Annotated in this window: 14 protein-coding genes; 2 read left to right on the forward strand and 12 right to left on the reverse strand. The window is 65.9% G+C overall.

What is annotated here, in order from left to right:
* Nucleotides 1-109: 109 nt before the first annotated feature.
* From BLQ71_RS22375 to BLQ71_RS22390, 4 genes are all read right to left on the reverse strand, one after another.
* On the reverse strand, nucleotides 110-1,156 hold the full coding sequence (locus tag BLQ71_RS22375) for a DUF1036 domain-containing protein (protein ID WP_074623318.1): 1,047 nt from the start codon (nucleotides 1,154-1,156) through the stop codon (nucleotides 110-112).
* Between the two features lie 73 nt (nucleotides 1,157-1,229).
* Nucleotides 1,230-1,409 (reverse strand): hypothetical protein, encoded by a 180-nt coding sequence (locus BLQ71_RS22380; RefSeq protein WP_229754953.1) that lies wholly within the window; start codon nucleotides 1,407-1,409, stop codon nucleotides 1,230-1,232.
* Nucleotides 1,410-1,540: 131 nt separating this feature from the next.
* Nucleotides 1,541-2,440 carry a DMT family transporter gene (locus BLQ71_RS22385; protein WP_074623319.1) on the reverse strand — a complete coding sequence of 300 codons (900 nt, stop codon included), beginning with the start codon at nucleotides 2,438-2,440 and terminating at the stop codon, nucleotides 1,541-1,543.
* Nucleotides 2,441-2,480: 40 nt separating this feature from the next.
* The gene (locus BLQ71_RS22390; RefSeq protein WP_043137817.1) at nucleotides 2,481-3,074 is read right to left on the reverse strand and encodes a LysE/ArgO family amino acid transporter; all 594 of its coding nucleotides are present in this window, start codon (nucleotides 3,072-3,074) and stop codon (nucleotides 2,481-2,483) included.
* A 124-nt stretch (nucleotides 3,075-3,198) separates the two neighbouring features.
* Here BLQ71_RS22390 and BLQ71_RS22395 point away from each other — a divergent pair, with 124 nt between their 5' ends.
* Nucleotides 3,199-3,909 (forward strand): DUF5765 domain-containing protein, encoded by a 711-nt coding sequence (locus BLQ71_RS22395; RefSeq protein ID WP_043137820.1) that lies wholly within the window; start codon nucleotides 3,199-3,201, stop codon nucleotides 3,907-3,909.
* 6 nt (nucleotides 3,910-3,915) lie between these two features.
* Here BLQ71_RS22395 and BLQ71_RS22400 read toward each other — a convergent pair whose 3' ends face one another.
* The 3 genes from BLQ71_RS22400 to BLQ71_RS22410 form a co-directional block, all read right to left on the reverse strand.
* Nucleotides 3,916-4,635, reverse strand: a complete 720-nt coding sequence (locus tag BLQ71_RS22400; RefSeq protein WP_139168484.1) for a hypothetical protein — start codon at nucleotides 4,633-4,635, stop codon at nucleotides 3,916-3,918.
* 83 nt (nucleotides 4,636-4,718) lie between these two features.
* Nucleotides 4,719-5,285, reverse strand: coding sequence for an REP-associated tyrosine transposase (locus BLQ71_RS22405; protein WP_074623321.1), 567 nt, complete (start codon nucleotides 5,283-5,285; stop codon nucleotides 4,719-4,721).
* A gap of 122 nt (nucleotides 5,286-5,407) precedes the next feature.
* Complete coding sequence (locus BLQ71_RS22410; RefSeq protein ID WP_069209437.1) at nucleotides 5,408-6,157, reverse strand: YebC/PmpR family DNA-binding transcriptional regulator; 750 nt, start codon at nucleotides 6,155-6,157, stop codon at nucleotides 5,408-5,410.
* A 135-nt stretch (nucleotides 6,158-6,292) separates the two neighbouring features.
* Between BLQ71_RS22410 and BLQ71_RS22415 the strand changes: the two genes are divergently transcribed.
* Nucleotides 6,293-7,027 carry a glutamine amidotransferase gene (locus BLQ71_RS22415; protein ID WP_074623322.1) on the forward strand — a complete coding sequence of 245 codons (735 nt, stop codon included), beginning with the start codon at nucleotides 6,293-6,295 and terminating at the stop codon, nucleotides 7,025-7,027.
* An 11-nt stretch (nucleotides 7,028-7,038) separates the two neighbouring features.
* Here the strand turns inward: BLQ71_RS22415 and BLQ71_RS22420 are convergent, their stop codons facing one another.
* From BLQ71_RS22420 to BLQ71_RS22440, 5 genes are all read right to left on the reverse strand, one after another.
* On the reverse strand, nucleotides 7,039-8,817 hold the full coding sequence (locus tag BLQ71_RS22420; protein WP_074623323.1) for an SLC13 family permease: 1,779 nt from the start codon (nucleotides 8,815-8,817) through the stop codon (nucleotides 7,039-7,041).
* Nucleotides 8,818-8,842: 25 nt separating this feature from the next.
* On the reverse strand, nucleotides 8,843-9,763 hold the full coding sequence (locus tag BLQ71_RS22425) for a DMT family transporter (RefSeq protein ID WP_074623324.1): 921 nt from the start codon (nucleotides 9,761-9,763) through the stop codon (nucleotides 8,843-8,845).
* Nucleotides 9,760-10,575 carry a TIGR00282 family metallophosphoesterase gene (locus BLQ71_RS22430; protein WP_074623325.1) on the reverse strand — a complete coding sequence of 272 codons (816 nt, stop codon included), beginning with the start codon at nucleotides 10,573-10,575 and terminating at the stop codon, nucleotides 9,760-9,762. Before BLQ71_RS22430 ends, BLQ71_RS22425 begins: the two co-directional genes overlap by 4 nt.
* 208 nt (nucleotides 10,576-10,783) lie before the next feature.
* Complete coding sequence (locus BLQ71_RS22435; RefSeq protein WP_074623326.1) at nucleotides 10,784-11,542, reverse strand: FG-GAP repeat domain-containing protein; 759 nt, start codon at nucleotides 11,540-11,542, stop codon at nucleotides 10,784-10,786.
* Nucleotides 11,542-11,865 carry a 2Fe-2S iron-sulfur cluster-binding protein gene (locus tag BLQ71_RS22440; RefSeq protein ID WP_043137834.1) on the reverse strand — a complete coding sequence of 108 codons (324 nt, stop codon included), beginning with the start codon at nucleotides 11,863-11,865 and terminating at the stop codon, nucleotides 11,542-11,544. Before BLQ71_RS22440 ends, BLQ71_RS22435 begins: the two co-directional genes overlap by 1 nt.
* Nucleotides 11,866-12,044 lie beyond the last annotated feature (179 nt).

Here is a 12,044-nt window from a genome sequence, read left to right on the forward strand (position 1 = left end):
CGAGTCAATCAAGAATGCCCCGCACCCTGCCCCGTCGTCGGCCAAGGGAACGGGCCGAAACCCACAAGGGATTTCGGCCCGTTCCTGATTGCGCCCTAGGCTGCCCGCGTCAATCCACGCGACTATAGGTCAGGATATTGCCCCGCCCCGGGTTGATCAGTTCCAGCCGGTCCGCCGTGACCTCGCCCAGATGCACGCACCAACTGTCCTGCGTCTCCAGCTCTGTCCGGGTCCAGCCGATGCCCTCGAAGGGGGCATCGGGACAGGTGCCGCCCAGGGTCATCCATTGGTGCCCCGAAAACGCGCCATTGTAATAGTCGTAGACATCCGCGCCCCGGATCGTCATGCGCGAGGCCGGATCGTCCAGCGATTGCCACTCACCCTGCATCAGGTGGCGTTCCTCGGAGAAAAAATCGCCGTCAAAGACCTCTGTCACCCGGCCCAAGGCGATCTCGACCGTGATGTCGCCGTAGGCGATCATGTCGCCTTCGAGTTCGACCGCCAGCGGCATGGGCCAGTATTGCAGGTCATCCAGCAGGGCATCCGCCGTGCCCGCGCCATAATAGGCGTGATAGCGCCAACCCTCGACCTCGAAACTGCAATAATCCAGCCCGTCGATCAGCTCGCAGCCGGTGAATATGCCATTCTGCGTAAAGGGTTCGCCCAGGCTGCCGCGGGCAAAGGGGTGCAGGCTTTCCAGCGGGGCTTCTTCGTCCGACAGATCCGCAGCCCCCTTCGGCGCCACCGGCGCCGGTCCGTCCGCCACCAGGGTCAGCGTGAAGTCCGCGGCGTTCCCGGTGTCCACCTTGCGAAACCGCGTCTTGTCATATCCACGCGCGGCGCAGTCCTTGTCGCCCGCGATAGTGAAGGGATCGGGCGTGCTGCAAAACGAGAACGGCCCGTCGAAATCGCCGCCCGGCGTCGTTGCCCGGTAGTAGAAATAGCGCCGCCCAAGGTCACGGCCCATGACGGGCTTGCACTCTCCCGGGGCCAGTTGCCACCAGCCTTCGGATGTCCAGACCCCGCCCGGGGCCTCGTACCCGATGGCCACGCTGTGCCGCAGGTCCGTCGCGTTGCAGACCTCAAGGCCCGCCTGCGCCGCCAACGGCAACGCCCCCAGCACCAGCCCCGTGGCGCCCGAAATCCATCTGTTCATGCCCGTCCTCCCGTTTTTACGGGTCACATCAGGCACATGCGCTCGACACCCTGTCGAGCCTTTTTGTCCGGGATCAGAGTTTCAGGGTGCCCAGCAGCTGGTTCTGCGGCAAGCGTGCCACTTCGACGCCGCTATCGGTGCGCCGCAGGTTGTAGCCGTATCCCCGCATCCGGAACCGCCATTCAGCCTCGGACAGGACCTTTTCCCGCTCACTCATCAGGAAGTCCTGAATTTCATCCATATTCTCGGTCATCTTTCCCTCTGCAAACATTCCTTTCACTCCTCAAATGCTGCCTCTGATTGCTTGAAGCATCGTTAAGGAATGCGGCGCGATTGCGCCCGGATGGCGGAGATTTGACGATCCGTGGACAATTCCCCGGGAAATCAGTTCTTTGTTTCCGACACCAGCGGCGTGACCCGGCGTTTCAGAACCGCCTCGCGCCAGGTGATAAAGACCACGGCGGCCAGAATCAGCGACCCGCCCGCGATCACCCAGGGGTCGACCGGCTCGGCGAACAGGACTGCGCCCAGCACGACCGCCCAGACCAGTTGCAGGAAGGTCACCGGTTGCGTCACCGTCACCGGCGCGGCGGCAAAGGCCAGCGTCATCGTATAGTGCCCCGAGGTGGCAAACAGCGCCACGCCCAGAAGGATCAGCAGTTCCCACCAGGTCGGCCAGACCCAGACCGCGATCGCCAAGGGCGCCAGACCGATGGTCACCCCCAACGACAACAGCACCACCACCACCGCCGCGCTGACCTCGCCCGACAGGATCTTGGCCAGCAGGTACGACCCGGCAAAGAACAGGGCCGCCGCCAGCATGGCGAAATGCCCCGGGTCCAGCTCGCGAAAGCCCGGTCGCAGGATCATCACCGCGCCCAACAGCGCCGCCACGATGGCCATGACCCGCCGCAACGCCAGGCGCTCACCCAAGAAAAAAACCGCCAGGACCGTCACGTAGACCGGGTTGAGATAGTTCATCGCCGTCACCTCGGCGATGGGAATGCGCGTCATGGCATAGAACCACAGCACCACCCCACCAGTGTGAAACAGCGCCCGCAACGAAAACAGCCGCCACAGGCGCGGCGTCAGGCGCACCTGCATGAACTGCCCGGCCATCGGCAGCAGAAAGACCAACCCCAGGACATAGCGCAGAAAGGCGGATTCCTGCGCCGGAATGCGCTGCCCCAGCGATTTGACCAATGCCGTGACCGCGACAAAGCACAGCCCGGTCACCACCATCCAGAAAACACCCCGTGCCGGGGTCTGCACCTTGTCAACCATGCCCTTGGCTTAGACCATTGGACGGCGGGCACAAGGGGGGTCACATCCAGAGCAGCTTGGCCGCGATGGCCCACATGGTCAGGCCCACGACAAGATCCAGCACCCGCCAGGCCCGCGGCCGCGCAAAGATCGGCGCCAGCGCCCGCGCCCCGTATCCCAGCGAAAAGAAGAACACGAAAGAGGCCGTCATCGCCCCAAGCGCAAAGGCCAGCCGTGCGTCATACTGGGCCGAGACCGCACCCAGCAGCACAACCGTATCCAGGTAGACATGCGGGTTGAGCCAGGTCAGCGCCAGGCAGGTCAGCACCGCCGCCCGCAGGCTTTGCGCCCCCTCGCCGGCGGCCAGCGCCTCGCCCCCTTTCCAGGCGGCATAAAGCGTCTTGGCCCCGTACCACCCAAGGAAGGCGGCGCCAAAGATCCGCATCCCCCATTCCAGCCCCGGGACCGCCTCGGCCAGTGCGCCGAACCCGGTGACCCCGGCAGCGATCAGCGCCGCGTCCGAGATTGCGCAGACCAGGACCACCGGCAGCACATGCATCCGCCGCAGCCCCTGCCGCAGGACAAAGGCATTCTGCGCCCCGATCGCCAGGATCAGGCTGAACCCCAGTGCAAACCCCGCAATCGCCGCTTCCATACCCGTGCCCCTCGTGACCCGACCCGCCTGATGGCCGGAATTGCCGCCCAGATCAATCCCGAACGAAGGCAGCATTGACCCCCCGCGCGAAATCCCGAAAATCCCAATTCAAGGGAGAAAGCGCATGTGCTGGAGCGAAACCGCAACCTACTCGATGGCCGCGCTTGGGGCGGCTGCCACCTTCGTCACCTGGCGCAAGGGCGAACCTGCGGGGATCTGGGGCACCCTTGGTTTCTTCACCGCGATGGAGGGGTTGCAGGCCTGGGGCTATGGCGTGATCGACCAATGCGGCACGCCGGGCAACACGACGGTCACGGTGCTGTCCTACCTGCACATCGTTCTGCAACCCATTGTCGTCAACCTCTTCTGCATGGCCCTGGTCGGCCCCGCCATCGACCCGCGCACAAGGCGCTGGGTGCTGGGGCTGGCCTCGCTCGCCTCGCTGACCTTGCTGGCGCGCCTGCTCCCCGCGCCCTGGCTTGGGGTCTGTCCGCCCGGGGTGCCGCTCTGCGGGCCCGAGTTCTGCACCATCTCCGGCGACTGGCACCTGGGCTGGAGCATGCAGCTCAACAATTTCCTCAGCCTGTCGCACTGGCTGGGCGGCATCGGGCAGTTCCCGGATTACCTGCTGGCCTGCCTGTTGCTGCCCTGTCTCTACGGCGCCTGGCGCTTTGCCCTTCTCAACGGGCTGGTGGGGCCGCTGATTGCCTCGGGCCTGACCAGCAACCCCAACGAGATGCCGGCGATCTGGTGCCTCTTTTCCGTGATGCTGGTGCTGATCGGGATCAGCCCGCTGGTCCGCCGACAGGTCTTTCCCCCCGCCACACCGGCCTGACCATGCTCAGCGCGGGCGCCGCCCCGGCGGATGAAAGAGGTATTCCGCCAGCAGGCCCAGCTTGAACGGCAGCCGCCCCTTGCGTTCGACCAGCTGTTTCAGCGTCATCCGCCGCCGCCGCACGATGGCCCGGGCGATGCGGAATTCCGCCCGCCGCTTGCGTTCCAGCACCGAGGCCGGCAAGAGCCGCTTGAGCCCCTTCCACAGCCAGCCCAGCTGCAGAAAGGCCAGCGCCTTGAACAGGCCCTTTTGCAGGCTGGTCCAGGTCATCCGCACCGTCGCGCCAAAGGCCGCCACCAGCCAGAGCGGCAGTTGCACCGAGAACAGGATCAGCCACAGCCCCATCGACGTGACCGACAGCGCCAGGGTGGCAAAGAGGATCACCAGCCAGGCCACCGCCCTCTCGACACGGCTCAGCCCGTTGAACCAGTCCATAAGCCGCGCGTATCGCTGCTGCACGATCTGCAGGTAGCCTTTGACCAGCAACTGGATCCGCCGCAGGATCGCCTTGCCCAGCATCAACGGCACGACAGAGGTGGTGATCCATTTCTTGATCAGCTCGACGCGAAAGAACATCGCGCCCTGGGTCTTGAGCCAGCTCAGGATCACCGGCAGGTCGAGCCCGGCAAGCTTCTTCAGCAGCACCTTGGCCTGGGTCAGGATCAGCCCCAGCGCAATCAGAACCTCGTGTCCGAAATACCAGGTCGCGGCGCCGGACAGCGCCACGAAAACCCCCAGCAATATGAGCGCCCGCAAAAGCATACCCCGGCTTAGGCGGTTTCAAGGCCGGGTCGCAAGGCGGCTGTGCCCTACCCGGCGCGCAGGGATCCGTAGGATGGGTGATCCTCACCCATCCTTTCCCCGAAGAGGCCATCCGGCAAACAGTCGATCTTGCGCGGGACCCGCCCCAGGGGCAAATCCCGGTGCAACGAGGAATAGGGCCAGTCCTCGGCCTGCGCGACCAGCCCGTGCCGCACCGGGTTGCCCCAGCAAAAATGCAGATGGGTCCGGAAATCCGCCTCGCCCCGGATCGCATGTTCCCAGAACCGCCGCTGCCAGAGACCGCGTTCGCCCTTGCGCCGCTTGGAATGGCTCCGCCGCCCGGCCAGCCCGCAGGCCAGCGAGAACCGCGTCTTGATCAGGCGCCAGCGGGTCGAGAAATCCGCGTCCCCCGGTGGCAAGGTCCAGATGGCATGCAGGTGGTCCGGCAGGACAACCACCGCCTCGGTGCGAAACGGGCGGTCCCTGCAGGTCATGGTCCAGGCCGCGCGCAGATCGTCGATGTAATCCACCAGCGCCCCGGACCGGCGGTCCGAGAGGTTGACAGTGAAGAAATAGGTCGCGCCGGGCAGGCGCAGGCGGCGATAGCTGGTCATGACACCAGCCTCGGACAGAGCGGTTAAGGATGGGTGAACACCACCCATCCTACGAACATCCGTCTCCACCAGCAAAAAAGCCCCCGCCAAGGCGGGGGCCATCCTGCCGCAGGGCATGACGGTCAGGCGTTTTCCAGCTGCGCCATGACCTCGTCGGAGGCTTCGAAATTGGTGGTCACGCGCTGGACGTCGTCATCATCCTCCAGCGCCTCGACCAGCCGCATCAGCGACTGCATGCCGTCCAGGTCCAACTCGGTCGTGGTCGTGGGCTTCCAGACCAGCTTGGTCGACTCGGACTCGCCCAGGTCGGCTTCCAGCGCGGTCGACACCTCGTTCAGGTCGGTGTCCGCGCAATAGATCACATGCCCGTCCTCGGAGGATTCAACATCTTCGGCGCCGGCCTCGATCGCCGCCATCATGACGTCATCCGCGTCGCCCGCATCCGCCGGGTAGACGATCTCGCCCTTGCGCTCGAACATGAAGCCGACAGAGCCGGTTTCCCCGAGGTTGCCGCCGTTCTTGGTAAAGGTCGACCGCACGGTCGAGGCGGTCCGGTTGCGGTTGTCGGTCATCGCCTCGACGATCACCGCCACGCCGTTCGGGCCATAGCCCTCATAGCGGATTTCCTCGTAATCCTCGGCATCGCCACCGGTCGCCTTCTTGATGGCGCGTTCGATGTTGTCCTTGGGCATCGACTGGCCCTTGGCCTCTTTCACGGCCAGGCGCAGGCGCGGGTTCTTGTCGGGATCGGGATCGCCCATCTTGGCGGCGATGGTGATCTCCTTCGAGAGTTTCGAGAAGATCTTGGCCCGGATCTTGTCCTGACGGCCCTTGCGGTGCTGGATGTTTGCCCATTTGGAATGGCCGGCCATGTCGCGTTGCCTCTTTTCGGGTGCTTGGAATATCCGCGCCTCTATAAGTCACGCCTGCCCCCCTTGCCAAGTCCGCGCGCCAAGTCCGGGTCATGTGGCGTTGCGCGCCGCGCGTCCCTGCGGTAGCGCAAGGTCATGAGCCGATTCCTCCTCCTCCAGCTGCGCCCCGAACCCGAGGCCAGCGAGTCCGAGTACCGCGCCATCCTGGACACCTCCGGCCTGAGCGCCGATCGCGTCCACCGGATGCGCCTGGAACAGGAGGATCTGCCGCGCGACATGGACCCGGGCGACTATGCCGGGGTGATCGTCGGCGGCGGCCCCGGCTGCGTCAGCGACAGGCCCGCGGACAAGGACCCGGTGGAACGCCGCATCGAAGAGTCGATCCTGCGCCTGATGCCCCGCATCACCGCCGAGGATATTCCCTTCATGGGCTGCTGCTATGGCATCGGCATCCTGGCCCACCACCTGGGCGCCGAGGTGGCCAAGGGCCGGTTCAACGAACCCGTGGGCGCCGTGACCTGCTATACCACGCCCGAGGGCGCCAAGGACCCCCTGACCGCCGGCCTGCCCGAGCAGTTCGACGCTTTCGTCGGCCACAAGGAAGCGGTGCAGAACCTGCCCAAGGGCGCGGTGCACCTGGTCTCGTCCGGCCCCTGCCCCTACCAGATGATCCGCTACGGCCAGAACGTCTACGCCACCCAGTTCCACCCCGAGGCCGACGCCGCCGAGTTCGAAACCCGCATCCGTATCTATCGTCACAAGGGCTATTTCGCGCCCGAAGAGGCAGACGCCCTGATCGAGATGTGCCGCGCGGCAAAGGTCACCGAACCGCCCCGCCTGCTCGAGGGTTTCGTGGAACGCTACGGCTGACGCCGCCGCCCCTAGAGCGGCCAGAAATAGGGGATCAGCACCGCCGAGAGCACGCCAACGCTCAGGTTCAGCGGCAGGCCGACCTTGAAGAAATCCGAGAACTTGTAGCCCCCCGGACCATAGACCAGCGTGTTGGTCTGGTAGCCGATGGGCGTGGCGAAACTGCACGAGGCCGCCACCATGACCGCCACCACCAGCGGACGCGGGTCCACCCCGATGGCGCTGGCCAGGCCGATGGCGATGGGGGTCACCACCACAGCCACGGCGTTGTTGGACACGGTTTCGGTCAGGATACTGGTCAGCAGGTAGACCGCCCAGATCACCAGCGGCGCCGGCAGCTTGGCCATCAGGGGGGCCACCACGCCCACGATCAGCCCGACCGCACCGCTGGCCTCCAGCGCGGCACCGATCGCCAGCATGGCAAAAATCAGCGCCAATAGCTGCCCCTCGACAAAGGAAAACGCCTCGTCCGCGTCGATGCAGCGGGTCAGCAGCACCACCGCAACGGCGACCACCGCCAGCGCCAGGATCGGCGCCACGCCCAGCGCCGACAGCGCCACGATGCCGCCCAGCGCCCCCAGCGCCACCGGCGCGTGGCCCCGGCGAAAGGCACGGGCCGAAGGATGCGCCACGTCGACAAGATCCATCTCGTCCGCCAGACGCTTGACGTCCTCTGCGTTGCCCTCCAGCAGCAGCGTGTCGCCCACGCGCACCACCAGGTCGTCCAACTGGCGCCCGATGTTCTGGTTCCGCCGGTGCACCGCCAGCGGGTAGACCCCGAACCGGCGCCGCAGGCGGAGCGCGCCCAGCGACCGGCCCACCATCTTGCAACCGGGCGTGATCAGCACCTCGACGGTGGTCGTTTCCTTGCTCGACACCTGGTCGACGCGCTTCAGCTCCTTGTTGCGTTGCAGCGACAACAGCTCGGTCATCTGCGTGCGCAGCACCACACGGTCACCCAGTTGCAGCTTTACCCCCTGCAGGTTGCGGCGCAGCGATTCATCGCCCCGGATCACGTCGATCAGCCGCACGCCGTCGCGCTTGAACAGCTGCACGCCCAGCACCTCGCGGTCGATCAGGTTCGAATCCGGCGGGATCACCGCCTCGGTAAAGAACTTCATCCGAGAGCGATCCGACAGCATCCCCGCCATCGAGGTCCGCTCGGGCAGCAGGAACCGCCCCACGAAATAGAGATAGATCATCCCCCAGGCCACCAGGATGATCGCCAGCGGCGTCACCTCGAAAATGGTGAAGGGTTGCAGCCCCTGGGTGCGGGCCACCCCGTCGACCAGCAGGTTGGTCGAGGTCCCGATCAGCGTCAGGGTGCCGCCCAGGATCGCCGCGTAACTCAGCGGGATCAGCAGTTTCGACGGCGCGATGCCCATCGTCTTGGCGATCTGCACGAAGATCGGCAGCATCACCACCACCACCGGCGTGTTGTTCATGAAGGCCGAGGCGACGATCACCACAAGGAGGATGCCGCCGATGGCCCGCTTGGGCCGCAATGCCACCTGTTCCTGCGCGAAGCCCGTGAAGGCATCCAGCGCCCCGGTCCGCACCAGCGCCCCCATCACCAGGAACATCGCCGCGATGGTCCAGGGCGCCGGGTTCGACAGCACGTCCAATGCCGCGTCATAGGGCAGGACGCCCAGCACCAGCAGCACCGCGACACCGCCAATGGCCGTGACCTCTGTCGGATAGGTTTCACGGACGAAAAGCACGAACATACCGATCACCACGGCAAGCGTCATCACCGCCTGGCTTGTCTGGCTCAGCTCGATCCCGATCATGTATTGCTCAGCCTATCGCCCGCACTCAACCGGCCGCATTCTGACCGCTTGGCGGGACAGGCACAAGCGGTTTACGCTGCGGCTGCACAAGGGCCATGCCCGCCATCATCAGCGCCAGCGCCACCCAGACCCAGCCCGAGTAGGCCTCGGCCAAAAACAGCATCGCCCAGCAGACACCGAACAGCGTGACAAGATAGCTCACCTGCGCGGCAAAGACCGCGCCCGCCCGGCCCACGAGCCAGACATAGGCGGAATAGGCAAAGGCATGCAGCGCGGCGCTGGCGATCACCGCCTTGTCCGGCCCCGTCAGCGGCAACACCGGCGTGATGAACTGTCCGCTGGCCAGCGCCAGGGGAAGGCTCAGCACGACCCCCAGGATCGAAGCGCCGGTCAGCACCTGCACCGCATCCAGCCCCTGGGTGCCCCATTTCGACACCATGTTGCCTTCCAGCGCGTAACAGGCCGAGGAAATCAGCGCGACCGCGATCCAGACCGCCTGCGTCCCTGCCGGCAGGCTTGCCTCGGGCAGAACCAGCACCGCCACGCCGCTCAGCCCCAGCAGCAAGCCCAGGATGCGCCGCGGCTCCGGCCGGTCGATGCCCAGCGCCAGGGCAATCGGAAGGGCGAACATGGGCACCGAACTCAGCAGGATCGACAGCACGCCGGAAGGCAGATGCACCGCCGCCTGGTAAGAGGCGATGCCCGGCACCACCGTACCGACCACGGCGATGAACAGATACAGCCGCAGCGCCGGGGCGTGCATGGGCAGGCGCTTGCCACGCAACACCGTCAGCGCGCCCAGCAGCAGCCCCACCAGCACCGTCTGCCAGAAGATCAGACCGAAATGACGATAGCCCTCCGACACCGCCACCTTCATCAGTGGCTGCGTCGCCCCCCAGGCCGCGCCCGTCACCACCAGCGTGGCAAAGGGCAAGAGGCGGCTCATGCGGGGCCGGCGGGCGCCAGCCGCCCACCCTGGCGGACCATCTGCACGGAAACCGCCTTGCCGGTCATGTCATCGGTCTCGACATAGACGCCCGACAGGGTGGCCTCGCCCAACGCCGGGTTGAACCGGCCCTTGGCCATGCCATTGACGAACCGGCGCAGCGGTTCCGCCGGGTCCATCCCGATGACGCTGTTGTAATCTCCGCACATGCCCGCGTCCGACTGGAACGCGGTGCCGCCCGGCAGGATTTGCGTGTCCGAGGTCGGCACATGGGTATGCGTCCCCACGACAAGGCTGGCGCGCCCGTCGCAGAAATGCCCCATGCCCATCTTTTCCGAGGTGGCCTCGCAATGCATGTCGACGACGATGGCCTGCGCCTGCCCGCCCAGCGGATGCCGTTTTAGCGTCTCGTCCACCGCCGTGAAGGGGTTGTCGTAGTTGCGGCTCATGAAGACCTGCCCCAGGGCCTGCACCACCAGCACCTTGCGCCCGCGCGCATCCTTGTACAGCGCCGCCCCCCGTCCGGGTGCCTGCCGGGCAAAGTTCAGCGGTCGGATGATGCGTGTCTCGCCCTCGATATGGGTCAGCATCTCTTTCTGGTCGAAGGCGTGGTCGCCCAGGGTGATGACATCGGCCCCGGCCTCGAAGATCGCCTTGGCATGCTCTGCCGACAACCCGTGGCCGTTGGTCGCGTTCTCGCCGTTCACGATGACGAAATCCAGCCGCCAGTCCTTGCGCAGGGAAGGCAGACGCTCCGTGATCGCCTGCCGCCCGGCGCGGCCCATCACGTCACCTAGAAAGAGTATCTTCATGGACGACATGGGTAATTCGGACGTCCGCGAAAGTTAAGCCCGAATCGTTCCACGCGAAAGGAGATGAAAAGGGGGCTCTGCCCCCGTCTCCCTTCGGTCGACTCCCCCGGCGGTATTTTTGCCAAGAAGAAGCCACAGGCGCGCGCCTTGTGTTTCTTCTTGGCAAAAATACCCAAACCCGGTCCGCCAAGGGCGCCGCGCCGCGGTTTCAGCGACACTCCATCACGGCGGTCAGCATCTCGGGGCTGTAGGGATCGCTGGCGTAACGCTCGAGGCCACCGGCCGCCAGGTCCACCACCATCACGTGCCGCCAGTCCCCCGAAGGCAGGACAATTTCCGGCCCCTCGCCGCAAACCCGCAGTCCGCCGACGGTGTAATCCCAACCGATCCGGTGGTTGGAAAACCCTTCGGCGGCAGCCACTTGGGTCAGAGTGCCGTTCTGGTAGCGCCAGATGCGCAGGGTCTTTGCCAGGTGGGGCCGATCGACATAGGCAATCTCGATGGCACCATCGCCGTCAAGGTCCGCCGCGCCCACGGGCGCAAGCCAGCGAAAGCGCTGGCCGATGAAAGGTGTCGCGGCCAGCGGCTGCAGGTCGCCCTGCCGCACCTCCCAGATCGCCAGCCGGGCGCCGCGGTCCGCGTGGCTCTCGACCGTCACCACCTCCGGCACCCCGTCGCCGGTCACGTCCCAGAGCCTCGGCGCGATGTCCTCGAAGACCAGCGGGGCCTGCCATCGGCGGCGCAGCACGCGTCCGTCCGACAGGGTCACCGCCAGCGTGTCATACTCGATCTCGTCACCCAGAACGCCATGCGGATAACGCGTCACCTCGCCCTCGTACCGGGCGGCAACCGCCTCTTGCGCCACGACCGGGGTCAGGCCCGCCAGCCACAGGCACAGCGCCATCCACGCGCCGCGGGCGGGCGCACGCCAGGGGCGCCACGGCACACGCGGCGCCCGGGCAGGCATCAGATCTGCTTCTCGGGCATCTGCACGACAAGCCCGTCCAGCGCATCGCTCACCCGCAGCTGGCAGGTCAGGCGCGAGCGCTTGGCATCGGGCTCATAGGCGAAGTCCAGCATATCCTCTTCCATGTCCTCGCGCGCGGGCAGCTTTTCGACCCAGTCCTCGGCCACGTAGACATGGCAGGTCGAACAGGCGCAAGCGCCGCCGCAATCCGCCTCGATGCCGGGAATGTTGTTGTCGCGCGCGCCTTCCATCACGGTCAGCCCGGTGGGCACCTCCACGACATGTTCGGTGCCGTTGTGCTCGATATAGGTGATCTTTGCCATTTCACCGCTCCGTCTTGATCCGTCCCCTACCTAGTGGGGACGCCCCTGCCCCGCCAGTCCCATTTGCGTCAGCACATGGACGGAATCCGATATTTTTGCCGCACGTCCCCGCGTGTGCCGCACCTGCCGATGACAATTGCGGCAGGAGGGCTTGGTCGCCCCCGCCGCATGTTCTACAT

This window comes from Antarctobacter albus (genome assembly GCF_900101505.1).
Taxonomy (GTDB): domain Bacteria; phylum Pseudomonadota; class Alphaproteobacteria; order Rhodobacterales; family Rhodobacteraceae; genus Antarctobacter; species Antarctobacter albus.